The sequence below is a fragment of the Streptomyces sp. NBC_00016 genome, from assembly GCF_045040885.1.
In the GTDB taxonomy this organism is placed as follows: Bacteria; Actinomycetota; Actinomycetes; order Streptomycetales; family Streptomycetaceae; genus Streptomyces; species Streptomyces coriariae.
The window spans coordinates 7,256,369-7,278,917 of the sequence record NZ_CP108304.1; the positions used below are offsets into that span (position 1 = coordinate 7,256,369).

Annotated in this window: 22 protein-coding genes; 13 read left to right on the forward strand and 9 right to left on the reverse strand. The window is 71.6% G+C overall.

Going from position 1 to position 22,549, the window contains the following annotated elements; translation table 11 throughout:
* Positions 1 to 85: 85 nt before the first annotated feature.
* On the forward strand, positions 86 to 805 hold the full coding sequence (locus OG933_RS32015) for a vWA domain-containing protein (protein ID WP_405630299.1): 720 nt from the start codon (positions 86 to 88) through the stop codon (positions 803 to 805).
* A complete protein-coding gene (locus OG933_RS32020; protein WP_362520284.1) occupies positions 802 to 1,347 on the forward strand; it encodes a HutD family protein in 546 nt (181 codons plus the stop codon). The genes OG933_RS32015 and OG933_RS32020 overlap by 4 nt, the downstream gene beginning before the upstream one ends.
* 86 nt (positions 1,348 to 1,433) lie before the next feature.
* Here the strand turns inward: OG933_RS32020 and OG933_RS32025 are convergent, their stop codons facing one another.
* On the reverse strand, positions 1,434 to 2,006 hold the full coding sequence (locus OG933_RS32025; RefSeq protein ID WP_362520287.1) for a TetR/AcrR family transcriptional regulator: 573 nt from the start codon (positions 2,004 to 2,006) through the stop codon (positions 1,434 to 1,436).
* Positions 2,007 to 2,095: 89 nt separating this feature from the next.
* Here OG933_RS32025 and OG933_RS32030 point away from each other — a divergent pair, with 89 nt between their 5' ends.
* Positions 2,096 to 2,587, forward strand: coding sequence for an FBP domain-containing protein (locus OG933_RS32030; protein WP_362520290.1), 492 nt, complete (start codon positions 2,096 to 2,098; stop codon positions 2,585 to 2,587).
* Between the two features lie 35 nt (positions 2,588 to 2,622).
* Here the strand turns inward: OG933_RS32030 and OG933_RS32035 are convergent, their stop codons facing one another.
* Positions 2,623 to 3,573, reverse strand: coding sequence for an acyl-CoA dehydrogenase family protein (locus OG933_RS32035; RefSeq protein ID WP_362520921.1), 951 nt, complete (start codon positions 3,571 to 3,573; stop codon positions 2,623 to 2,625).
* Between the two features lie 26 nt (positions 3,574 to 3,599).
* The gene (locus OG933_RS32040; RefSeq protein WP_405630303.1) at positions 3,600 to 4,751 is read right to left on the reverse strand and encodes an acyl-CoA dehydrogenase family protein; all 1,152 of its coding nucleotides are present in this window, start codon (positions 4,749 to 4,751) and stop codon (positions 3,600 to 3,602) included.
* A 61-nt stretch (positions 4,752 to 4,812) separates the two neighbouring features.
* Here OG933_RS32040 and OG933_RS32045 point away from each other — a divergent pair, with 61 nt between their 5' ends.
* Genes OG933_RS32045 through OG933_RS32055 form a run of 3 tightly spaced genes read left to right on the forward strand, consistent with a single transcriptional unit; the run spans position 4,813 to position 7,420 of the window.
* Positions 4,813 to 5,601, forward strand: a complete 789-nt coding sequence (locus OG933_RS32045) for an SDR family oxidoreductase (RefSeq protein WP_362520297.1) — start codon at positions 4,813 to 4,815, stop codon at positions 5,599 to 5,601.
* Between the two features lie 26 nt (positions 5,602 to 5,627).
* The gene (locus OG933_RS32050) at positions 5,628 to 6,239 is read left to right on the forward strand and encodes a TetR/AcrR family transcriptional regulator (protein ID WP_142263733.1); all 612 of its coding nucleotides are present in this window, start codon (positions 5,628 to 5,630) and stop codon (positions 6,237 to 6,239) included.
* 23 nt (positions 6,240 to 6,262) lie between these two features.
* Positions 6,263 to 7,420 carry an acetyl-CoA C-acetyltransferase gene (locus OG933_RS32055; protein ID WP_362520302.1) on the forward strand — a complete coding sequence of 386 codons (1,158 nt, stop codon included), beginning with the start codon at positions 6,263 to 6,265 and terminating at the stop codon, positions 7,418 to 7,420.
* Positions 7,421 to 7,508: 88 nt separating this feature from the next.
* On the opposite strand, the gene OG933_RS32060 is transcribed toward OG933_RS32055, so the two are convergent.
* From OG933_RS32060 to OG933_RS32075, 4 genes are read right to left on the reverse strand one after another with little or no spacing between them, the layout of a single operon-like run.
* A complete protein-coding gene (locus OG933_RS32060) occupies positions 7,509 to 8,567 on the reverse strand; it encodes an NAD(P)H-dependent flavin oxidoreductase (protein WP_405630307.1) in 1,059 nt (352 codons plus the stop codon).
* The gene (locus OG933_RS32065) at positions 8,567 to 9,346 is read right to left on the reverse strand and encodes a CoA-transferase subunit beta (protein ID WP_405630310.1); all 780 of its coding nucleotides are present in this window, start codon (positions 9,344 to 9,346) and stop codon (positions 8,567 to 8,569) included. The genes OG933_RS32060 and OG933_RS32065 overlap by 1 nt, the downstream gene beginning before the upstream one ends.
* A complete protein-coding gene (locus OG933_RS32070; RefSeq protein ID WP_362520313.1) occupies positions 9,343 to 10,179 on the reverse strand; it encodes a CoA-transferase in 837 nt (278 codons plus the stop codon). The genes OG933_RS32065 and OG933_RS32070 overlap by 4 nt, the downstream gene beginning before the upstream one ends.
* The gene (locus OG933_RS32075; RefSeq protein ID WP_405630313.1) at positions 10,172 to 10,930 is read right to left on the reverse strand and encodes an enoyl-CoA hydratase family protein; all 759 of its coding nucleotides are present in this window, start codon (positions 10,928 to 10,930) and stop codon (positions 10,172 to 10,174) included. Before OG933_RS32075 ends, OG933_RS32070 begins: the two co-directional genes overlap by 8 nt.
* Positions 10,931 to 10,984: 54 nt before the next feature.
* Here OG933_RS32075 and OG933_RS32080 point away from each other — a divergent pair, with 54 nt between their 5' ends.
* Together OG933_RS32080 and OG933_RS32085 are read left to right on the forward strand one after the other, a co-directional pair.
* Positions 10,985 to 11,725 (forward strand): SDR family oxidoreductase, encoded by a 741-nt coding sequence (locus OG933_RS32080; protein ID WP_405630315.1) that lies wholly within the window; start codon positions 10,985 to 10,987, stop codon positions 11,723 to 11,725.
* Between the two features lies 1 nt (position 11,726).
* Complete coding sequence (locus OG933_RS32085) at positions 11,727 to 12,641, forward strand: SDR family oxidoreductase (protein ID WP_405630317.1); 915 nt, start codon at positions 11,727 to 11,729, stop codon at positions 12,639 to 12,641.
* Positions 12,642 to 12,681: 40 nt separating this feature from the next.
* On the opposite strand, the gene OG933_RS32090 is transcribed toward OG933_RS32085, so the two are convergent.
* Positions 12,682 to 13,575, reverse strand: a complete 894-nt coding sequence (locus OG933_RS32090) for a hypothetical protein (protein WP_362520324.1) — start codon at positions 13,573 to 13,575, stop codon at positions 12,682 to 12,684.
* A 92-nt stretch (positions 13,576 to 13,667) separates the two neighbouring features.
* On the opposite strand from OG933_RS32090, the gene OG933_RS32095 reads away from it, so the two are divergent.
* The 4 genes from OG933_RS32095 to OG933_RS32110 all read left to right on the forward strand — a co-directional run bounded on the left by OG933_RS32095 (position 13,668) and on the right by OG933_RS32110 (position 19,703).
* Positions 13,668 to 14,021, forward strand: coding sequence for a chorismate mutase (locus tag OG933_RS32095; protein ID WP_267020453.1), 354 nt, complete (start codon positions 13,668 to 13,670; stop codon positions 14,019 to 14,021).
* A 171-nt stretch (positions 14,022 to 14,192) separates the two neighbouring features.
* A complete protein-coding gene (pepN, locus tag OG933_RS32100) occupies positions 14,193 to 16,673 on the forward strand; it encodes an aminopeptidase N (protein ID WP_405630320.1) in 2,481 nt (826 codons plus the stop codon).
* Between the two features lie 250 nt (positions 16,674 to 16,923).
* Positions 16,924 to 18,282 (forward strand): pyridoxal phosphate-dependent decarboxylase family protein, encoded by a 1,359-nt coding sequence (locus tag OG933_RS32105; RefSeq protein ID WP_405630322.1) that lies wholly within the window; start codon positions 16,924 to 16,926, stop codon positions 18,280 to 18,282.
* Positions 18,279 to 19,703 carry a SidA/IucD/PvdA family monooxygenase gene (locus OG933_RS32110; RefSeq protein ID WP_362520334.1) on the forward strand — a complete coding sequence of 475 codons (1,425 nt, stop codon included), beginning with the start codon at positions 18,279 to 18,281 and terminating at the stop codon, positions 19,701 to 19,703. The genes OG933_RS32105 and OG933_RS32110 overlap by 4 nt, the downstream gene beginning before the upstream one ends.
* A gap of 135 nt (positions 19,704 to 19,838) precedes the next feature.
* Here OG933_RS32110 and OG933_RS32115 read toward each other — a convergent pair whose 3' ends face one another.
* Complete coding sequence (locus OG933_RS32115) at positions 19,839 to 21,650, reverse strand: bifunctional metallophosphatase/5'-nucleotidase (protein ID WP_405630325.1); 1,812 nt, start codon at positions 21,648 to 21,650, stop codon at positions 19,839 to 19,841.
* Positions 21,651 to 21,799: 149 nt separating this feature from the next.
* Here OG933_RS32115 and OG933_RS32120 point away from each other — a divergent pair, with 149 nt between their 5' ends.
* Positions 21,800 to 22,501: an SIMPL domain-containing protein gene (locus OG933_RS32120; RefSeq protein WP_405630326.1), complete on the forward strand. Its 702-nt coding sequence runs from the start codon at positions 21,800 to 21,802 to the stop codon at positions 22,499 to 22,501.
* The last annotated feature ends 48 nt before the right edge of the window (positions 22,502 to 22,549 follow it).

Below are 22,549 nucleotides of genomic sequence, written 5' to 3' on the forward strand. Positions count from 1 at the left end.
ATGTCGTGTTCCTTGTCATTCCATCCTAATTAGTCGACGAACGAACAAAAGGGCGAAGGCCGGTGGGTGTGGGAGGCTGTGCGCCATGGTCGCGATCAGTCTCACCAAGGTCCAGGAGACCGCACCCGCGCTGGTCAACCTCTACAAGAGCGCCGGGGTCTCCCTCACCAAGCACGGTCTCGACGGCCAGCGGGCCGCCGTCTACCTCGTCGTCGACTACTCGGGGTCGATGAAGTCGTACTACCAGGACGGCAGCGTGCAGGCGCTCGCCGACCGGGTGTTGGGCCTGTCCGCGCATCTCGACGACGACGGCCGGGTGCCGGCCGTCTTCTTCTCCACCGACGTCGACGCCGTCACCGACATCGCCCTCGCCGACCATCAGGGGCGGGTGGACCGGATCGTGGCCGGGCTCGGGCACATGGGCAAGACCAGTTACCACCTCGCCATGGACGCCGTCATCGACCACTACCTCGACAGCGGCTCGAAGGACCCCGCGCTCGTCGTCTTCCAGACCGACGGCGGCCCGATCAACAAGCTCGCCGCCGAACGCTATCTGTGCAAGGCCTCGAAGCTGCCCCTGTTCTGGCAGTTCATCGGCTTCGGCGACCGGAGCAGCAAGCAGTTCGACTTCCTGCGCAAGCTCGACGAACTGCCCGTACCGGCGAAGCGGGCGGTCGACAACGCCGGTTTCTTCCACGCCGGTTCGGATCCGCGCAAGGTGTCGGACGCGGAGCTGTACGACCGGCTGGTCGGGGAGTTCCCGACGTGGCTGAGGGCGGCCCGGGCGCAGGGGATCATCCGTTGACCGTCCTGTTGCCCGCCGCCGGGCGTGCGGCCACGGCCTGGAAGAACGGCGGCGGGGTCACCCGTGAGATCGCCTGCTTCCCGGCGGGCGCGGGCATGGCCGACTTCACCTGGCGGGTCAGCCTCGCCGAGGTCGCGGCGAGCGGCCCGTTCTCCGTGTTCCCCGAGGTGGAGCGGACGTTGACACTGGTGGAGGGCGCGGGCATGGACCTGACCGTGGGCGGGCGGCGACGGCTCGTCGACGCGACCTGCGTGCCCCAGGACTTCCCCGGCGACGAGCCCACCGACTGCCGGTTGCTGGACGGGCCCGTCGTCAACCTCAACGTGATGTGGCGCAGGGGCGCCCCGGCCCCGACCGTCGCGGTCGTACGCGGCCGGCTCGGCCTGCGGGCGGCGCATGCCCTGATCGTCGCCCTCGGCGAAAGCGGGTCCGCCGACGTCGACGGGGTGCGGCTCGCCCGCCACGACGCCCTTCTGCTGACCGGGGAGGACGCGACGCTGCACGCCCACGGCCCGACGGCGGTGGTCGGCCTCACCCCGTGACGGCGTCGCCCGTGGTTCCCCCATCCATGCAGGCCCGACTGTCTGTGTACGTACGTGCCTGCGTGCCTGCCTGCCTGCCGCTCCGGTCAGTTCTTGGGCGGCCAGTTGCGCAGCAGGGCGTCCAGGGCGTCCAGGATCCGGGTCCAGGTCTCCTGGGTGTCGGGGGCGCTGTGGCTGAAGCCGCCGCCGAGCTCCAGGCTGACGTAGCCGTGGAAGACGCTGCCCAGGAGCCGGACGGCATGGGTCTGGTCCGGCTCGGTGAGGTCGTAGCCGCGCAGGATCGCCCGGGTCATGCGGGCGTGCCGCGGTCCGGCGCTCGCGGCCGCCGTCTCGGGGTCGAGTCGCAGCTGGGCCGCGGCGTAGCGGCCGGGATGTTCGCGGGCGTAGTCGCGGTAGACGTCGGCCAGGGCGGTCAGGGCGTCCTTGCCGGCCCGCCCGGCGAGCGCGAGGTCGCCCCGGTCGGCGAGCTCCTCCAGGGCGAGCAGGGCGATCCGGGTGCTGAGGTCGTCGGAGTTCTTCACGTGCGAGTACAGGCTCGCGACCTTGACGTCGAAGCGCCGGGCGAGCGCCGAGACGGTCACCCGGTCGAAGCCGACCTCGTCGGCCAGCTCCGCGCCCGCCCGGACCAGACGATCCGTGCTCAGCCCCACACGCCCCATATCCGTCCTCCTGCGTCTCGCCCCGTATCTCTCCGCCGATAGCCATTATGCGTTTGCCTAAAAGTTTTAGGCAAATTAGCCTGCGTTATATGAAGCCGCTCACCGAGCAAGAGATCCGTGCCGCGTTCGTCAACTGCACCAAGGGCGAGGCCAAGCGCCTGGCCGTCCCCCGCGACCTGGCCGACCGGCCCTGGGACGACCTCGACTACCTCGGCTGGCGGGACCCCCAGGCCCCCGACCGGGCCTACCTCGCCGTCGAGCTGGACGGCAGGCCGAAGGCCCTCGCGCTGCGCTCCTCCACCTCGGGCTCGGGGCAGGCGCGGCGCAGCATGTGCACGATGTGCCTGACCACCCACTCCGGCGGCGTCTCGCTGATGGTCGCGCCGAAGGCGGGCAGGGCCGGCCAGCAGGGCAACTCGGTGGGGGCCTACATCTGCAGCGACCTCGCCTGCTCGCTGTATGTGCGGGGCAAGCGGGACGCGGGCGTCGGGGCCCGGCTGCCCGAGACGATCACGCTGGAGGAGAAGATCGGACGGACCGTGGCGAACCTCGCCGCGTTCGTCGCCAAGGTGACCGGCTGATGCCGGGGCCCGCGGCCTGATCCAAACGACAGGCCCTAGACGCGGCCGCGCAGGACCTCCGCCCGGCAGTCGTCCGGAGTGCCCCAGGCCGTGCGCAGGGCGCGGGCCTTGGTGAGCCAGAGCGACAGGTCGTACTCCGCCGTGTAGCCGATCGCGCCGTGCAGTTGGAGTGCGGTGCGCGCGGTCGCGTACGCCGCCTCGCAGGCGCTCACCTTCGCGGCGGCGACATCCGCCGGGCTCATCGTCACGGCGGCGCCCAGGACCAGGGGGCGGGCGAACTCCAACGCGATCTTCGCATCCGCCAGCCGGTGCTTGACCGCCTGGAACGAGCCGACGGGGACGCCGAACTGCACGCGCTGCCCGACATACGCCACGGTCCGCTCCAGCAGCGCCAGGCCCACCCCGAGAGCCTGCGCGGCGGTGGCGAGACGGGCCCAGCACAGGGCACGGTCCACGGGCGGGTCCGGGGTGAGGAGTTCGCCGCCCGGCAGCAGGCGGGTGAGGCGACGGGCGGGGTCGAGGGAGGGGCGTACCGGACCGTGCCCGGGAGCCAGCCGGAGGCCGTCGCCGGCCGTCGCCAGCCGTAAGGCCGCCGCGTCGCCGTCCACGGCGTACGAGCCCTCGGGCGCCAGCGTGGCCATCGACCTGCCCGCGGCCAGAGCGGGCAGGAACCGCTCGGCGGGGCCCGGACCGAGCAACAGGGCAGCCGCCGCGACCGTCTCCACGAGCGGGCCCGGCACCGCGTGCCGCCCCAGCTCCACGAAGGCGACGGCCAGCTCCACCGGCCGGGGCCCCAGCCCCTCGTACGCCTCCGGGACCGCCAGGGCGAACACACCCGCCTCGGCGATCCGCGACCACAGGGCGAGGCCGCTCGCCCGCTCGCCCCGGCTCCAGTCGCGGATCACGGCCGGGGTGTCGGCCGCGCTCAGCATCGCGTCCAACGAAGCGGCGAACGCCCGCTGTTCGGTGTCCAGCAGGAACCGCATCGCCGGCGGAGCCGGCCTGGGCGAAGTCATCGACGGCGTCCCCTCGGCAGGCCGAGCAGCCGCTCGGCGACGATGTCGCGCTGGATCTCGTTCGTGCCCGCGTAGATCGGGCCGGCCAGAGAGAAGACGTAACCCTCGGACCAGTCGGTGTCTGCCGCCTCCCCTTCCGCGTCCTGCGTGCCGAGCAGATCCAGCGCCGTCTCGTGCAGCGCGATGTCGTACTCCGACCAGAACACCTTGTTCAGGCTCGACTCCGGGCCGAGCCGCTCCCCGGCGAGGAAGCGGGAGGCGGCCGCGTAGGTGAACAACTGGTAGGCGCGGGCGCCGATCAGCGCGTCGGCGACGCGGGCCGCGCCGGCCTGCGGGCTGCCCCGGTCCACCCAGAGGGCGTGCAGGCGGCCGGCCGAGGCGAGGAAGCGCCCGGGGGAGCGCAGGGTGAGCCCGCGTTCGTTGGCCGCCGTCGACATCGCGATCCGCCAGCCCTGGCCCGGCTCCCCGATCACGTCCTCGTCCGGCACGAACACCTCGTCCAGGAACAGTTCGGCGAACGCCGGCTTCCCGTCCAGGCGGCCGATGGGGCGGACGGTGACTCCGGGGGCCCGCAGGTCGAACATGACGTAGGTGAGCCCCTGATGGGGTTTCGGGGCGTCGGGGTCGGTGCGGAACAGGCCGAAGGCGCGGTCGGCGAAGGCCGCGCGCGAGGACCAGGTCTTACTGCCGCTCAGCCGCCAGCCGCCGGCCGCACGGACCGCCCGGGCGCGCAGCGCGGCCAGGTCCGAGCCGGCCTCGGGCTCCGACCAGGCCTGCGCCCAGACGACCTCGCCGGAGGCCATCGGGGGCAGGACCCGGGCCCGCTGTTCCTCGGTGCCGTGGTCGAGCAGCGTGGGGGCGAGCAGGCTCACGCCGTTCTGGTTGACGCGGCCCGGGGCGCCCGCCGCGTAGTACTCCTCCTCGAAGACCAGCCAGCGCATCAGCCCGCAGTCCCGCCCGCCGTAGCGCGTCGGCCAGTTGACCACCGACCAGCCGGCCGCGGCCAGTTCGGCCTCCCACGCGCGGTGCGCCGCGAAGCCCTCGGCGGTCTCCAGGGAGGGCAACGGCCCGGACGGCACCCGCGCGCGCAACCAGGCCCGGGCCTCGGCACGGAACGCCTCGTCGGCGGGGGAGTGTGCGAGGTCCACGGGCGTCCTCCTCGTGCGCGCGTTCTTCCCTAACAAGTGTTTGGTAGGTTAGCGTGCCGTCATGAAGAACGTCGAGGGTCCGCCGTACGTTCCCGGGCACGCGCTGCTCGACGGCCGCAGCGCCGTGATCACCGCGGCGGCCGGCGCGGGCATCGGCGGAGCGACCGCGCGCCGCTTCCTGGAGGAGGGCGCGCGCGTGCTGATCAGCGACGCCCACGCACGGCGGCTCAAGGCGTACCAGGCCGAACTGGCCGCCGAGTTCGGCGAGGCGTCGGTGGCCGCCCTGCCGTGCGACGTCACCGACGACAGCCAGGTACGGGCCCTGTTCGACACCGCCGTGCGCGAACACGGGCGGCTGGACGTCGTCGTCAACAACGCGGGCCTCGGCGGGACCTCCGAACTCGTCGACATGAGCGACGAGCAGTGGTCACGCGTCCTGGACGTCACGCTCAACGGAACCTTCCGGTGCACCCGGGCCGCCCTGCGGCTGATGCGGGAGACCGGCGGGGGAGTCGTCGTCAACAACGCCTCCGTCGTCGGCTGGCGCGCCCAGGCCGGACAGGCGCACTACGCCGCCGCGAAGGCGGGCGTGATGGCACTGACCCGCTGCGCGGCGATCGAGGCGGCCGGGTACGGCGTACGGGTCAACGCCGTCTCACCGAGCCTCGCCATGCACCCGCACCTGGTGAAGGTGACCTCGGCCGAACTGCTGGAGGAACTCACCGCCCGGGAGGCCTTCGGGCGGTACGCCGAACCCTGGGAGGTGGCCAACGTGATCGTCTTCCTGGCGTCGGACTACTCCTCGTACATGACGGGCGAGGTCGTCTCCGTCAGCGGCCAGCACGCCTGACGGCCGGAGCAGACGACAATGTGCTCGTGCCGACCAAGAAGAAGCCCCAGGTGACCGCGGCGCCCGCGCGTCGCCGTGAACTCCTCGACACCGCCGCCGAGGTCTTCGCCGAACAGGGCTACAACGCCACCACCGTCCGGAAGATCGCCGACCACGCGGGCATGCTCGCGGGCAGCCTCTACTACCACTTCGACTCCAAGGAATCGATGCTGGAGGAGATCCTGCGGACCTTCCTCGACGAGCTCTGGGACGGCTACGACACCGTCCTGGGCGCCGAGCTCGGACCCCGGGAGACACTCGCGGCCCTGGTCACCGAGTCCTTCCGGGAGATCGACCGGCACCGCGCCGCCGTCGCGATCTACCAGAAGGAGAGCAAGCAGCTCGTGGTGCAGGAACGGTTCGCGTTCCTCGCCGAGTCGCAGCTCCGGTTCGAGAAGGCGTGGCTGTCCACGCTGGAGCGCGGCGTCACGGACCGGGTCTTCCGCACCGACCTCGACATCCGCCTCGCCTACCGGTTCGTCCGCGACACCGTGTGGGTCGCCGCGTCCTGGTACCGGCCCGGTGGACAGCACAGCCCGGAGGAGATCGCCCGGCAGTACCTGTCGATGGTGCTGGACGGGATCGCCGTACGTGAATAGCCCTTTCCTGTGAGGGAGTTGACATGGCCGAGGCCTACATCGTCGAAGCGGTCCGTACGCCCGTCGGGCGGCGCGGAGGAGGACTGAGCACGGTCCATCCGGCCGACCTGGGCGCGCATGTGCTGAAGGAGCTCGTCGCGCGGGCCGGGGTCGACCCGGCCGCCGTCGAGGACGTCGTCTTCGGTTGCCTGGACACCGTCGGGCCACAGGCCGGGGACATCGCACGGACCTGCTGGCTGGCCGCCGGGCTCCCCGAGGAGGTGCCCGGCGTGACCGTGGACCGGCAGTGCGGCTCCTCGCAGCAGGCCGTGCACTTCGCCGCGCAGGGCGTGCTGTCCGGGACCCAGGACCTGGTGGTCGCGGGCGGCGTGCAGAACATGTCGCAGATCCCGATCGCCTACGCCACCCGGCAGGCGGCCGAGCCCCTCGGCTTCACCCAGGGCCCCTTCGCGGGCAGCGAGGGCTGGCGCGCGCGGTACGGGGACCGGCCGGTGAACCAGTTCGCCGGCGCCGAGATGATCGCCGCGAAGTGGGGCATCAGCCGCCGGGACCAGGAGGAGTTCGCCCTGCGCTCGCACCGGCGGGCGGTGCGCGCGATCGACGAGGGCCGCTTCGCCCGCGAGACCGTCGCCCACGGGCAGATCACCGCCGACGAGGGGCCGCGCCGGGACACCTCCCTGGAGAAGATGGCCGCGCTGAAGCCCGTCATCGACGGCGGGACCGTCACCGCCGCCTGTTCCTCGCAGGTCTCCGACGGCTCGGCGGCGCTGCTGCTGGCCTCGGAACGGGCGGTGCGCGAGCACGGCCTGACACCACGCGCGCGCGTGCACCATCTCTCCGTCCGCGGCGAGGACCCGATCCGCATGCTGACGGCTCCCATCCCGGCCACCGCGCACGCCCTGAAGAAGACCGGGCTCGCGATCCACGACATCGACCTCGTCGAGATCAACGAGGCGTTCGCGCCCGTCGTCCTGGCCTGGCTGAAGGAGACCGGCGCGGACCCGGAGAAGGTCAACGTCAACGGCGGCGCGATCGCCCTGGGCCACCCGCTCGGCGCGAGCGGCGCCAAGCTGATGACCACCCTGCTGCACGAACTGGAGCGCACCGGCGGCCGGTTCGGCCTGCAGACCATGTGCGAGGGCGGCGGGCAGGCCAACGTGACGATCATCGAGCGGTTGTGACGGCCACGAAGGTGACGGTCATCGGGCCGCCGTGACCGCCACGAAGGTGACGGTCATCGAGCGGCTGGGACGACCAACCCGGTGACGGTCAACGAGCGGCTCCGAGCCGGTCCAGGGAGGTGAGTGTCTCCTCCGCCTCCCGCATGATCCGGGCCACCAGCTCCCCGCACGACGGCAGGTCGTCGATCACCCCGGCGACCTGCCCGGCGGCCATCACCCCGGCGTCCGGACGCCCCTCCACCATCGCGGACCTGAGCATCATCGGGGTGTTCGCGGCCAGCAGTACCTGACTCCAGGCGAGGTCCTTGCCGTGGCGCAGGGCCAGGCCGTCGCGGACCATCTCCCGCCAGCCGAGGCCGGACAGCTTGCGGAATCCGGCCGCGTGCCGCACCGCCCGCACCAGGGCCGCGGCCCGGCCGGCGTCCTCCAGGGCGTCGACCAGAGCGGTGCGCAGCATGCGGTGCGGGAGGCCGTCCACCGCCCGGGTGACGGTGACGTCCCGGACCGTCGCCGCCAGGTACCGCGCCTTCACCGCGTCCGGGACCGGCGAGTCCGAGGTGAGCAGGAACCGGGTGCCCATCGCGACCCCGGCCGCCCCATATGCCAGCGCCGCCACCAGCCCCCGCCCGTCGAAGAAGCCGCCCGCCGCCACGACCGGGATGTCCACGGCGTCCACCACCTGCGGCAGCAGTACCGTCGTCGCCACGTCCCCGGTGTGTCCGCCGCCCTCCCCGCCCTGCACGATCACCGCGTCCGCACCCCACGCGGCGACCTTCTCGGCATGCCGGCGGGCCCCGATGGACGGGATGACCACGACCCCGCCCTCCTTGAGCTCGGCGATCAGCTCGGGGGAGGGCGCGAGCGCGAAGGACGCGACCCGCACGCCCTCGTCGAGGATGATCCGCACCCGGTCGCCGGCGTCCGCCGCGTCGGCCCGCAGATTGACCCCGAACGGCGCCGCCGTCCGCGACCGCACCTCGCGCACCGCCGCCCGCAACCCGTCGACCGTCATGGTCGCGGAGGCCAGGATGCCCAGCGCCCCCGCGTCCGCCGCCGCCGACACCAGGCGCGGGCCCGCCACCCATCCCATCCCGGTCTGCACGATCGGGTGACGGACCCCGACCAGCCGGGTGAGCGCCGTTTCCATCAGCCGGCGACCTCCCGGGCCCGGGTGTTCCCCGGGTCGATCACCTCGCGGATCAGACGCAGTTCGCCCGCCGTCGGTTCACGGGTGCGCGACACCTCGTCCGGGATCACGAGGCCGAACCCCGTCGCCTCCCGGACCTGCTCGACACTCACCCCGGGATGCAGCGAGGCCAGCCGCATCGACCGGTCCGGGGTGGCGAAGTCGAACACCCCGAGGTCGGAGACGACCCGCGGGATGCGGTGGTGGCGCGCGCCGGCCGCACGGTCGTACCCGACCCCGCACACCATGTCGACCCGCTCCACGAACACCCGCCGGGAGTGCCTCGGCACCCAGTAACTCGTCGGGTTGTTCAGCGTGTTGACCGGCGCGCCGCGCACCCCGAGCAACTGCCGCGTGGGCTTCGCCCAGTCGCCGATGCACGAGATGTTCTGGTTGCCGAACCGGTCGATCTGGCTCGCGCCCATCATCACGTGCCGCCGGCCCCCGGTGACCAGCGCCAGATGCTGCCGGTACGGCAGCCAGCCCTCGACGGTGCCGTCGAGACCGACGAGCAGCGCCTCCCCGTCGGTCAGCAGCAGGTCCGGTGCGAAGGTGTGCCGGGCGAGACGGGCGCCGACCGAGGGGATCAGGCCCATGGGGCTGGCCAGGATCTCGCCCGCGCCGCGCCACGCCTCCGCGCAGGCGATCACGCAGTACTCGGCGCGCGTCACCTCACTCACGCCCTCGCTCACGCCCTCGCTCACGCCCTCGCTCACGCCCTCGCTCACGCCCTCGCTCATGACTCCTCCCCGACGGCCGACCGGTACGCCTGCTCGTCCCCGGTGAGGAACCGCGCCGCGAACTCGGGCCAGGGCGTCGTCGCGTACCGCTTCTGGAACGCCTCGTCCCGGCCGTAGTCGGGGGCGCAGGACGTGAAGTGCGCCCCGTTCGGGGCCTCGATCACCCCGGTCACCGTGTGCCGCTTGAGCAGCAGCGTCTGCGGCGCCGCCGCCTTCGTCAGCTCGGCGGTGTCGACGACCTGTTCGCAGCTGACGTACGCCGCGTCCGCGGCCTCGCAGAACAGGTCGTCGAAGTACGGATCCGGGCCCAGGTACTGCCCGTTGCCCAGCCGGTCGGCCCGGTTGACGTGCACCAGGGCCGCGTCCAGCCGCAGGGCCGGCATGGCCACGAACGTCTCCTGGTCCTCGTACGGCGAAGTCACCGTCCGCAGGCCGGGGTTGACCCGCATCACGTCCGAACCGAGGCCCGCCCGCACGGGCAGGAAGGGCAGCCGGTTCGCGGCCGCGCGCAGACCCCACATGAACATCGCCTCGTCGACCTCCGTCAGTTCGAAGGCCCCGCGCTCGCGGGCCGCGCGGTAGTGCGGCTCCAGCGGGATCGAGTCGAGGGTGACGAAGGCGGTGACCAGTTTCCGGATCCGGCCGGCCGCGGCGAGCATCCCGACGTCCGGGCCGCCGTACGACACGACGGTGAGATCGGTGACCTCCGACCGGAGCAGCGCCCTGACCAGCGCCATCGGCTTGCGGCGGGAGCCCCAGCCGCCGATGCCGAGGGTCATGCCGCTGCGCAGCCGGGCGACCGCCTCCTCGGCGGTCATCGTCTTGTCACCCACGCCTGCCCCCGTCCCTGTCCTCGCCGAAGGTGTCCCGGACCCGGTCGGCCACCCCGGAGGCGTCCGCCTCGAAGGTGAAGCCCTGCTCGAAGCGGTAGCTGCGGCGCACGTCGACCGGGTCGATGCCGTTGATCGCCGCCTTGGCGAGCCGCAGCAGCTCGCCGTCCTTGGCGGCTATCTCGCGCGCCAGCTCCAGCGCCGCGGCGCGCAGCCCCTCGCGCGGGACCACCCGCCACACCGAGCCGTGCGCGTGCAGCTCGGCCGCGGTGACGGTGCGCGAGGTGTAGTACAGGGCACGCATCAGGTGCTGGGGGACCAGCCGGGAGAGATGGGTGGCCGCGCCGAGCGCGCCCCGGTCCAGCTCGGGCAGCCCGAACACGGCGTCCTCGCTCGCCACGATCACGTCCGCGTTCCCGACCAGGCCGATGCCGCCGCCCAGACAGAAACCGTGCACCGCCGCGACCACCGGGACCTCGCACTCGTACACCGCCGCGAACGCCTCGAAGCAACCGCGGTTGGCGCCGACCAGCGCCGACCGCCCCCGCGCCTGGATCTCCTTGATGTCCACGCCCGCGTTGAACCCACGGCCTCCGGCGGTCAGCACCACGCACCGGGTCTCCGGGTCGCGGCCGGCCCCGCGGACCGCGTCGGCCAGCGCGAACCAGTCGTCCACCGCCAGCGCGTTGACGGGCGGGACGTCGACGGTCGTCACGGATATCCCCTTTTCGGGGGACGAGGTGGAGACACCCATGGAAGCATCAGCTACCTTTCCACCAAACGTTTGTTAGGTGGAAGGTAGCAGCGAATGGAGCTGGACGGGAAGGTCGCCGTCGTCACCGGCGGCACGCGCGGAGTGGGCGCCGGCATCGCATGCTCCCTCGCCCGCGCGGGCGCCCACGTCGTGGTCTGCGCCCGCCGGGCACCGGAACACCCCCTCGAAACAGCCGAGTTCATACCGCTCGACGTACGGGACACCGACGCCGTACAGCGCTTCTTCACCGACCTGCCCCGGCTCGACATCCTCGTCAACAACGCCGGCGGCGCCCCCTACCGCCCCCTCGCGCACACCGACGCCGCACGGCACGCGCGCGTGATCGAACTCAACCTCCTCGCACCACTGACCGTCTCCCTCGCCGCGTACGAGCACCTCAAGCACGCCGGCGGCTCGATCGTGATGATCGGCAGCGTCAGTGGCAGCCGCCCCTCGCCCGGCTCGGCCGCCTACGGCGCGGCCAAGGCCGGCCTGGAGAACCTCGCCCGCTCCATGGCCGTCGAATGGGCGCCCCGGGTACGCGTGAACACCCTCGTCGTCGGCATGGTCCGCACCGAACTGACCCACCTCCACTACGGCGGCGAGGACGGCGTCGAAGCCGTCGCCCGCACCGTCCCGCTCGGCCGGCTCGCCCTCCCCGCCGACGTGGGCGCCGCAGCCGTCTTCCTCGCCTCCGACGCCGCCCGCTACATCAGCGGGGCGAGCCTGCTCCTGCACGGAGGCGGCGAACGGCCCGCCTTCCTCGACGCCGCAACCGCCAACAAGGAGACGTGAGATGAGCGGAATCTGCCACCGGCGCGTCGTCGTCGTCACCGGCGCCGGACGCGGCCTCGGACGCGCCCACGCGCTCGCGTTCGCCGCCGAGGGCGCCCGGGTCGTCGTCAACGACCTCGGCGTCGGCCTCGACGGCACACCCGGCGCCCACAGCCCCGCCGGGCAGGTCGTGGACGAGATCCGCGCGACCGGCGGCGAAGCGGTCGCACACGACGGGGACATCGCCACCCCCGAGGGCGCCGCCACCCTCGTCGACGCCGCCCTGGACACCTACGGCCGCCTGGACACCCTCGTCAACAACGCCGGCTTCCTGCGCGACCGCATGCTCGTCAACCTGGCCGACGACGACTGGGACGCCGTCCTGCGCGTCCACCTCAAAGGCCACTTCCTCACCCTGAAGCACGCCGCCGCGCACTGGCGCGCCGAGACCAAGGCGGGCCGTGCGCCCACCGCCCGCATCATCAACACCAGCAGCGGCGCGGGACTGCTCGGCTCGGTCGGACAGGGCAACTACAGCGCCGCGAAAGCCGGGATCGTCGCCCTGACCCTCGTCGCCGCCGCCGAACTCGCCCGCTACGGCGTCCAGGTCAACGCGATCGCCCCCGCCGCCCGCACCCGCATGACCGAGGCCACCTTCGCCGCGACCATGGCCGCCCCCGACAACGGCTTCGACACGATGGCCCCCGAGAACGTCTCCCCGCTCGTCGTCTGGCTCGGCTCCGCCGCGAGCGAGGGTGTCACCGGACGCGTCTTCGAAGCGGACGGCGGACGGATCACCGTCATGGAGGGCTGGCGGCCGGGACCCACCACCGACAAAGGAGCCCGGTGGACCCCCGCCGAAGCGGGCGAGGCCGTACAGAAACTACTGACGCACACGACACCACCGGGCCCGGTCCACGGGACCCGGGCCCCCTGAAAACCCACACGCCCGGGACGCGAGCCTCCCGACGGCCCACCTACGTGTCGCACTCCAGCACCGTCCGGCACAACGCGCACCGCGCCCGGACCCGGCCCCGTACCGGCACCCTGATCCGCTGGTGACAGGTGGGGCACGCAAACGTCACCCGCAACGCCCCCGGCGAGTCCGGAGCGAAGCTGTACGGGCTGTCCGGGGCCGCCACCGACGGCTGGTCCTGGGCATGCCGGCGATCGCGCGCGTAACGCCGCCGCCCCGCCCAGCCCGCCGCCGTCAGCGGAGGCTGCCGCTCGTCGTGCCGGGCCCGCTCGAGACCCCGCCCGTACGCCGTGTACGCCTGCGCACTCGTGAACCACACCGACGGATCCTCACCGAAGACCAGCGACCGCTTCGCCAGCACGTACCCGAACTCCTCCGGAGTCAGATACCCCAGCTTCTGCGAGGACGCCGCGTCCTCCCGGTACGCGTCGAGCAACAGCCAGCCCGCCCCCAGATACGTCGTCGCCGTGTCCGTCAGGATCTCGTTGTCCCGCGTCCCCGGGAACGACAGCCCCACCCGATGCAGATAGACATGCATGATCTCGTGCGCCAAAGCCGCGCCGATGTCCCGCCGATGCGTACGGAACCGGTCGTTCAGCTCGACGAAGTACTCCGGACCCGCCGTGAGTTCGACGTTCGCCGCATGCTCCATCGCACGGAACGCGACGATCATCCGCGCCCGAGGCAACCGGAAGTGCCGCACCAGCTCACGCGCCACCCGCTGCACCCCCAGATGCAGATCGTCGGTGTCACAGAACGCCACGTCCGCCGGCACCACACTCGACGTGAACTGATGGATGGTGTCGTACGACAACCGCCTGTACAACGCCGTGACAGCCGCCCGCACCGTCTCCAGGTGCGGGTACCCGTGCTCGACCGGCCCGCCGTTCGCCACGCCCGCACCCCCAAGACGCCGAGAACCCCATTCCACTGTAAGGGCAGGCCACCCCCGGAGCGGGGTCGGCGGACGCACTAGGGTGGACGCCCATGACCACCAGCAACACCCCCGGCCCCGGAGACGTCGACCCCGCCGTCCGCGAGGAACTCGCCCGGCTGCGCGACAGCATCGACAACATCGACGCCGCCGTCGTCCACATGCTCGCCGAGCGCTTCAAGGCCACCCAGCAGGTCGGCCACCTCAAGGCCCGCCACCAGCTGCCGCCCGCCGACCAGGCCCGCGAAGCCCGCCAGATCGCCCGGCTGCGCACCCTCGCCGAGAACGCCAAACTCGACCCCGCGTTCGCCGAGAAATTCCTCAACTTCATCATCGCCGAGGTGATCCGCCACCACGAGCGCATCGCCGAGGACACCGTCAACGGCCCGGCCCCCGCACCGAACTGACCCCCGCGGCGGGCGCTACTGACCGTAACCGGCCGGACGCGACCCGTCGGCGCCGCCCGCCGCGCCCACACCACCCCACGACCGGCACGGCGCTCCGGCGCGAGAAGGGACATAGGGCACGTACCGATCCGCCCCTGTGCCCGGCCAGCGGTATCAGGCAGCATGTCGTTCATGTCCGTACTGACGCGCGACGAAGCGCAGAGCCGTGCCAAGCTCCTCGACGTCCACCGCTACACCATCGAGCTCGACCTGACGACCGGCGACGAGACCTTCGAGTCCAGCACCGTCATCCGGTTCGCCGCGCGCGCCAACGGGGACACCTTCGTCGAGGTCAGGCCCGCAACACTGCACTCCGTCACCCTCGACGGCGAGCCCCTCGACCCGGACACCCTGGACGGCAACCGGCTCCCCCTCAAGAACCTCACCGCCGGCGACCACGAACTGCGCGTCCGGGCGAGCATGCGCTACTCCCGCACCGGCGAAGGCATGCACCGCTTCACCGACCCCACCGACGGCGAGACCTACCTCTACACCCAGCTCTTCATGGAAGACGTCCAGCGCGTCTTCGCCGCCTTCGACCAGCCCGACCTCAAGTCCGTCTTCGAGCTGACCGTCAAGGCCCCCGAAACCTGGACCGTCCTCGCCAACAGCCTCACCGAACACCTCGGCGAAGGCCGCTGGCAGGCCGCCCCCACCCCCCTCATCTCCACCTACCTCGTCGCCGTCGCCGCCGGCCCCTGGCACTCCGTCACCACCGAACACGACGGACTCCCCTTCGGCCTCCACTGCCGCCGCTCCCTCGCCCCCCACCTCGACGCCGACGCCGACGAACTCCTCGAGATCACCCGGCAGTGCTACGACCGCTACCACGAGAAGTTCGAGGAGCCCTACCCCTTCGACTCCTACGACCAGGCGTTCGTCCCCGAGTTCAACGCCGGCGCCATGGAGAACCCCGGCCTCGTCACCTTCCGCGACGAGTTCGTCTACCGCTCCGCGGTCACCGACACCGAACGCCAGACCCGCGCCATGGTCATCGCCCACGAGATGGCCCACATGTGGTTCGGCGACCTCGTCACCCTCCAGTGGTGGGACGACATCTGGCTCAACGAGTCCTTCGCCGAGTACATGGGCTACCAGACCCTCACCGAAGCCACCCGCTTCACCGACACCTGGACCGACTTCGGCGTCGCCCGCAAAGCCTGGGGCTACGAAGCCGACCAGCGCCCCTCCACCCACCCCGTCGCCCCCGAGAACGTCGACGACACCGCCTCCGCCCTCCTCAACTTCGACGGCATCTCCTACGCCAAGGGCGCCTCCGCACTACGGCAACTCGTCACCTGGCTCGGCGAGAAGGACTTCCTCGCCGGCATCAACACCCACTTCGCCCGCCACCGCTTCGCCAACGCCACCCTCGCCGACTTCATCGACTCCCTCGCCGCCCACACCGACCGCGACGTCCACGCCTGGGCCGACGCCTGGCTGCGCACCACCGGCGTCGACACCCTCACCCCCACCCTGGGCGGCAGCAACGGCGACCACACCCTCACCATCACCCACCACGGCAGCCGCCCGCACCGCGTCGCCGCCGGCCTCTACGACCTCGACCTCACCGACGCAGGCAGCCTCACCCTGCGCGAACGCCTCGAGATCGACATCCCGCAGCACGCACCCCAGCCCATCGGCAAGCGCCCCGCCCTGGTGCTCCTCAACGACGGCGACCTCACCTACACCAAGGTCCGCTTCGACCCCGCCTCCTCCGAAACCGTCCGCACCAGCCTGTCCGGCCTGCCCGACCCGCTCACCCGCGCCGTCGTCTGGAACGCCCTGCGCGACGCCGTCCGCGACGGCGACCTCGCCCCCACCGCCTACCTCGACGCCGCCCGCGCCCACCTCCCCAAGGAAACCGACCTCGCCCTCGTCCAGGGCGTCCTCGCCTACGCCTCCGCACAGGTCGCCGACCGCTACGTCACCCCCGAGCAGCGCCCCGCCGCCGTCGCCACCCTCTCCGCCCTCTGCCGCGACCTCATCCGCCGCACCGAGGACGGCGACCACCCCGGCCTGCGCCTCATCGCCGTACGCCACTTCATCGACGTCGCCGCCCACCCCGACACCATCGCCGCCTGGCTCGCCGACGGCACCGTCCCCGGCGGCCCCGAACTCGACCCCGACCTGCGCTGGCGCGTCCTCGCCCGGCTCGCCGTCCTCGGCGCCACCGACGAACGCGCCATCGCCACCGAACTCGACCGCGACCCCTCCGCCACCGGCCAGGAAGGCGCCGCCCGCTGCCGCGCCGCCCTCCCCGACGCGGACGCCAAACGGACCGCCTGGGCCGCCATGTTCGACGACGACACCCTCTCCAACTACCTCTTCACCGCCACCGCCCAGGGCTTCTGGCAGCCCGAGCAGACCGACCTCGTCGCCGACTACGTCCCCCGCTACTACCAGGACGCCGTCGCCCTCGCCGCCCGCCGCGGCCCCGCCATCGCCGAAGCCGCCGGCCGCTGGGCCTTCCCCACCCACGCCGTCACCCCCGACATCCTCCGCCTGGGCGAAGCCTGCCTCACCGACGCCGACCCCATCCCCGCCCTACGCCGCAAACTCGTCGACCAACTCGACGACCTGGCACGCGCGTTGCGAGTGAGGAAGGCGTAGCGACGCCGGGACGATCCCAGCCCGTCCGGCGCTTGAGGACAAGGCCCGTTCAGGGCCGAAGCGGGGACCCGGGGGCGGCAGCCCCCAGCAGCGCCCACACCAGCCCCGGTGCCATCTCCCGCACCGGGGCTGAAAACACACGTCCCCCGTAAGGGTTCCCTCACCGGATCTTCCGGACGCGCCCCCGCAATCCCCGACAAGCTGGCACTCCCCGCTGCGGCCACCCGCCCCGCGCCCCGGAGGAGCCCCCGTGAGCATGCCGCCCCTCGCCTCAGGACCCGAAGGCCCCGACGCCCTGAAGCCGTTGCTCGCCACCGTCCTCGACGCCCTCGCCACCGGCACCCGGGCCCGCGGCGGACCACTGCCCGCAGGCGGCCCCCGAGCGGTCGCCACCCGGCTACGGCACGCCGTCGGCGACGTACTCCCCGAACACGGCGACCCCACCGCCCTCGCCACCCTCGTCCACGCCCTCGCCGAAGGCGCCGCCGACCCCGCCGACCCCCTCTGCGCCGCCCACCTGCACTGCCCACCCCTCGCCGTCGCCACCGCCGCCGACCTCGCCGTCTCCGCCCTCAACCCCTCCCTCGACTCCTGGGACCAGGCACCGGCCGCCTCCGAACTGGAGGCCCTCGTGACACGGACACTCGCCGCACAGGCCGGCATGGCCGACGCCCTCGTCACCACCGGCGGCACCGAAGCCAACCACCTCGCCCTCCTCCTCGCCCGCGAAACCCACGGCCCCACCCTCAGGCTCGTCTGCGGCGCCAACGCCCACCACTCCCTGCCCCGCGCCGCCTGGCTCCTCGGCCTCCCCGAACCCGCGATCATCCCCACCCCCACCGGCACCCTCGACCCCACCGCCCTCACCCACACCCTCACCACCCTGCCCGGCCCCCTCCTCGTCGCCGCCACCGCAGGCACCACCGACGCCGGACTCATCGACCCCCTCCCCGCCATCGCCGCCCTGACCACCAGCCACGGCGCCCGCCTCCACATCGACGCCGCCTACGGAGGCGGCCTCCTCTTCAGCGACCACCACCGCCACCTGCTCACCGGCCTGCACACCGCCCACACCGTCACCCTCGACCTGCACAAACTCGGCTGGCAGCCGGTCGCCGCCGGACTCCTCGCCGCCCGCGACGCGGACGACCTCACCGCACTCCACCACCACGCCGACTACCTCAACGCCGACGACGACACCGAAGCCGGCCTCCCCGACCTCCTCGGCCGCTCCCTGCGCACCACCCGACGCCCCGACGCCCTCAAGATCGCCGTCACCCTCAAAACCCTCGGCCGCAGCGGCCTCGGCGCCCTCGTCGACCACGTCTGCGCCCACGCCCACGAGCTCGCCGACCTCATCACCGCACACCCCGGCCTCGAACTCCACGCCCCACCCACCATCAGCACCGTCCTCTTCCGCCCCACCGGCGCCACCGACGACACCGTGGCCGAGATACGCCGCCGCCTCCTCACCCACGGCCACGCCGTCCTCGGCCGAGCCCGCCTCGACGGCCGGCTCTGGCTCAAGGCCACCCTCCTCAACCCCCACACCCACCCCCACGACCTGGCCACCCTCCTCGACCTGGTGGAAGGAAACACCCCCCGATGAACACACCCCCACACTTCACCGCCGACACCCCCCGCGACCTCGTCGGCATCGGCATCGGCCCCTGCAACCTCTCCCTGGCCGCCCTGGCCCACCCCCTCGCCGAACTCGACGCCGTCTTCTACGAACAACGCCCCCGCTTCGACTGGCACCCCGGCCTCCTCATCGACGGCGCCCGCATCCAAGTCCCCTTCCTCGCCGACCTCGTCACCCTCGCCGACCCCACCAGCCCCTGGACCTTCCTCAACTACCTCAAAACCCACCAACGCCTCTACCCGTTCTACTTCGCCGAGCGCTTCCACACACAACGCGCCGAATACGACACCTACTGCCGCTGGGTCGCCGACCAACTCCCCGGACTCCACTTCCGCCACCAGGTCGACGCCGTCCGCTGGAACCCCGAACACGACGTCTTCGAAGTCGACCACACCCAACTCGACACCGACGGCGAAGCCGAAGCCCTCGGCCGCACCCACACCCGCAACGTCGTCCTCGGCATCGGCACCGAGCCCTACATCCCCGACGCCCTGCGCCCCCTCGTCGACGCCCCCGGCGTACCCGTCGTCCACGCCGCCGACTACCTCACCCACCGCGACACCCTCCTCGCCGCCGGCCACATCACCGTCGTCGGATCAGGACAGTCCGGCGCCGAAGTCTTCCTCGACCTCCTCCGCCACCGCCCCACCGGCCGCGAACAACTCCACTGGATCGGCCGCACCGACGCCTTCGCCCCCATGGAGTACTCCAAACTCGGCCTCGAACACTTCACCCCCGACTACACCCGCTACTTCCACGCCCTCCCCGAAAGCACCCGCGACCGCCTCACCGCCGCCCAATGGCAACTCCACAAAGGCATCGACGCCACCACCCTCGCCGCCATCCACGACGAGCTCTACCAGCGCACCCTCGGCGGCGGCTGGCCCGACACCGTCCTCACCCCCGGCGTCCGCGTCCGCACCGCGGGACGCATCGCCACCACCAAGATCGAACTCCACCTCGAACACATCCAGCAGAACACCCGCACCCGCCTCACCACCGACGCCGTCGTCCTCGCCACCGGCCACCGCGAACGCCCCCTCGACCGCGTCCTCGCCGGCCTCGACCCCTACATCCGCCGCGACAACAGCGAACGCCCCCGCGTCGACGAACACTTCCGCCTCGTCCTCGACCCCTCCGTCACCGCCACCGGCTGCAACATCTACCTCCAGAACGCCGAACGCCACACCCACGGCGTCGGCGCCCCCGACCTCGGCCTCGCCGCCTGGCGCGCCGCCACCATCCTCAACACCCTCACCGGCAAAGAGACCTACCCCCTCCCCACCCGCACCGCCTTCACCACCTTCGGACTCGAACGACCACAACCCCGAGTCCCCGCCGCCCGACAGGCAGCACCCACCCTCACCCCCCTCGTCGACCGACGCTGAAAAGCCACACCCGACACCCGACACCCGACGGCCCCCGGCCCACGCACGCGAAAGGCGGTGCTCCCACAGTGACCGACCCGGCCACCGCACGAAACACCGCCCACCGCCCCGCGGGACTACACGACCGAAGAAGCCCTAGAAGACCGGCGTACCGTCACGCGTCAGCTTCCAGTCCACCGACGCGAAGTCCTTCGGGTCCAGCACACCCTTCGCCGTCACCCACTCCGAAATCCGCGTACGGATCTCCGTCGACTCCGACCACAGCTCCTGCGCCGACGCCACATGCGGGAACGCGCCACCACCATTGGCCCGGTAGTTGTTCACCGCCAGCACGAACTGCTGCGCATCGTCCAACGCCGCCCCGTTGTACGTCAGGTTCTTGATCCGCGAACCCGCCGCCTGCGCGATGTCGATCTCGTACACCAGACCCGACACATAGTCGTAGTTGTAGTCCGGACGCCCCGCCGCGTTCGTCAGCTTCTCCGTGTCGACCACCGCACCCGCAGCCGTCTGCACGAAGTACTGCGCCGAGTACTCCAGGTACGCCCGCACCTGCGCACCCGTCATCAACTTCGCCACCAGCGTGTTGTCGTACACGTACAGGCTCGACAGATCCCGGATCGTCACCTGACCGGCCGGGATCTCCGACGTCCGCGAGAACGGCGACGCCTGCGCGATCACCGGCAGCGAGGCGTACGACGTACCCGCCAGCGCCGCCTTGACGACATCCTCCTGCACCTTCGTGATCAGGTCGATGATCGGAGCGTCCTTGTACCGCGCCTCCACCGTCGTCAACGTCTCCGTCGCCGAACCGACCACCTGGTTGACGTACGCCACGACCTTCGCGTGCTCGTCACCCAGCAACTTCGTGATCTTCGGGTCGTCCGCGACCGTGTTGGAGTTCAACACCTTCGAGGCAACGGACTCGACCGTCCACTGCCCCTTCTCGAACACCAGCTCCACATCGAACACCGACAGCCGCTCCGCATACGCCAACGGCTCCGACAACACGACCGTCTTCCCGGTCTTCGCGTTGACGACCTTCAGCTCCGGAATCTCCACATGCGCGTGACCCACCAGAACCGCATCGATGTCCGGCACCTGCTGCGCCACCAACGCCGCCGAGTTCTCCACGTACGGCAGCTGGTCACCGTACGACGACGTACCCGACGAACCCGAGTGCGCCGACACGATCACCACATCCGCACCCAGCGACTTCAGCTTCGGCACCCACTTCGCCGCCTGCTCCTCCAGCCCCGGGAACGCCAGCTTGCCCTGCACATACGCCTTGTCCCAGATCGCGATACCCGGGTTCGTCAGCCCCAGGACGGCCACCTTCACCGGCGGCGCACCCTTCACGCAGAACGTCTTGATCACATAGGGCGCGAACGCCGGCTTCAGCGTCTTCGCGTCCACCGCGTTCGCACCCAGCAGCGGGAACCGCAACTGCGACTCGAACTTCCGCAGCGTCTCGATGCCGTAGTTGAACTCGTGGTTGCCCAGCGCCGCCGCGTCATACCCGATCGCGTTCATCGCCTGCGCCATCGGATGCACCGGACCACCCTTGGCGGTGATCGGGTCCACCTTCGCGTAGTAGTACGTCAGCGGAGTGCCCTGGATCGTGTCACCCGCGTCCAGCAGCAGCGTGTTCTCGCGCCCCTTCTCCTTACGGATCTGGTTCACCAGCGTCGAGATACGCGCCAGTCCCTGCGCGTTACCGGCCGCGTCCTTGTACTCCGCGTCCTTGAAGTAGTCCCAGTTGAACACGTGACCATGCAGGTCCGTCGTCCCCAGCACCGTCAGCGCATACCGCTTCGGCTGCTTGACCGGCTTCCCCGGCTTCTTCGCCTCGGCGGCCTGCGCCGGAGCCGCCGCAGCACCCGCGATCGCCACCCCCGCCCCGGTCACAGCGGACTTCTTCAGGAACTTCCGGCGATTCAACGGCATGTCTCATGCTCCTCGGGGAAAGGTCAACGACGCGCGTAGATTCTGACCCGGACACGACCGACGGCAACAGGTCCAGGAGGTTGCGATCTGATGACCAGCACGGTCAACTCCCGCCAGGAGCCGGGGAAAGCCATGACAAGGTAGGACGTATGGCCTCACCGCGGAATCCCCCGTACGGCACACCCGACGCCCCCCTCCTCACGGTCCGCGGCGAGGCCGAACTCGAAGTCGACCCCGAGATCGCCCGCATCGGCATCACCCTCACCGCCCGCGGCCGCGACCGCCGCACCACCCTCGACGACCTCACCCGCCGCAACACCACCGCCCTCGACCTCCTCAAGTCCTACGGCGACGCGGTCGAGAACCTCTCCACCGGCGCCGTCTCCCTCACCCCCGAACTCGCCCCACGAGGCCGAGGCGAACGCGTCCGCACCTACCACGGCACCATCCACCTCACCGCCGAACTCACCGACTTCACCGCCCTCGGCGAACTCACCACCCGCCTCGCCGACCTCGACCTCACCAGGATCGACGGGCCCACCTGGGAACTCCGCCCCACCTCACCCGTCCACCGCCAAGCCCGCCAACAAGCCGTACGCGAAGCCGTACAGCGAGCCGACGAATACGCCGAGGCACTCGGCACCACCGTCGCCGCCCTCCTCGAACTCGCCGACACCGGCACAGCTGGCGGACGCCCCCGCGCCGCCTTCGACCGCCGTGCCGTCCGCTTCTCCATGGCCGCCACCGACGCGGACACCACCGCGCCCGAACCCCTCGACCTCGAACCACAGCGCATCCAGGTCCACGCCGAGGTCCGCGCGCAGTTCACGATGAATCCACCGAGCCGGTGAATTCACCCATTCGGGGAAGCCGCGGCAGGAGTCGCAGCAAGAACCGGA

Coding starts and splice junctions, on each gene's coding strand:
- OG933_RS32015 (WP_405630299.1), top strand. CDS start 86: ATGGTCGCGATCAGTCTCACCAAGGTCCAGGAGACCGCACCCGCGCTG.
- OG933_RS32025 (WP_362520287.1), bottom strand. CDS start 2,006: ATGGGGCGTGTGGGGCTGAGCACGGATCGTCTGGTCCGGGCGGGCGCG.
- OG933_RS32030 (WP_362520290.1), top strand. CDS start 2,096: ATGAAGCCGCTCACCGAGCAAGAGATCCGTGCCGCGTTCGTCAACTGC.
- OG933_RS32035 (WP_362520921.1), bottom strand. CDS start 3,573: ATGCGGTTCCTGCTGGACACCGAACAGCGGGCGTTCGCCGCTTCGTTG.
- OG933_RS32045 (WP_362520297.1), top strand. CDS start 4,813: ATGAAGAACGTCGAGGGTCCGCCGTACGTTCCCGGGCACGCGCTGCTC.
- OG933_RS32055 (WP_362520302.1), top strand. CDS start 6,263: ATGGCCGAGGCCTACATCGTCGAAGCGGTCCGTACGCCCGTCGGGCGG.
- OG933_RS32060 (WP_405630307.1), bottom strand. CDS start 8,567: ATGGAAACGGCGCTCACCCGGCTGGTCGGGGTCCGTCACCCGATCGTG.
- OG933_RS32065 (WP_405630310.1), bottom strand. CDS start 9,346: ATGAGCGAGGGCGTGAGCGAGGGCGTGAGCGAGGGCGTGAGCGAGGGC.
- OG933_RS32075 (WP_405630313.1), bottom strand. CDS start 10,930: ATGGGTGTCTCCACCTCGTCCCCCGAAAAGGGGATATCCGTGACGACC.
- OG933_RS32080 (WP_405630315.1), top strand. CDS start 10,985: ATGGAGCTGGACGGGAAGGTCGCCGTCGTCACCGGCGGCACGCGCGGA.
- OG933_RS32085 (WP_405630317.1), top strand. CDS start 11,727: ATGAGCGGAATCTGCCACCGGCGCGTCGTCGTCGTCACCGGCGCCGGA.
- OG933_RS32095 (WP_267020453.1), top strand. CDS start 13,668: ATGACCACCAGCAACACCCCCGGCCCCGGAGACGTCGACCCCGCCGTC.
- pepN (WP_405630320.1), top strand. CDS start 14,193: ATGTCCGTACTGACGCGCGACGAAGCGCAGAGCCGTGCCAAGCTCCTC.
- OG933_RS32110 (WP_362520334.1), top strand. CDS start 18,279: ATGAACACACCCCCACACTTCACCGCCGACACCCCCCGCGACCTCGTC.
- OG933_RS32115 (WP_405630325.1), bottom strand. CDS start 21,650: ATGCCGTTGAATCGCCGGAAGTTCCTGAAGAAGTCCGCTGTGACCGGG.
- OG933_RS32120 (WP_405630326.1), top strand. CDS start 21,800: ATGGCCTCACCGCGGAATCCCCCGTACGGCACACCCGACGCCCCCCTC.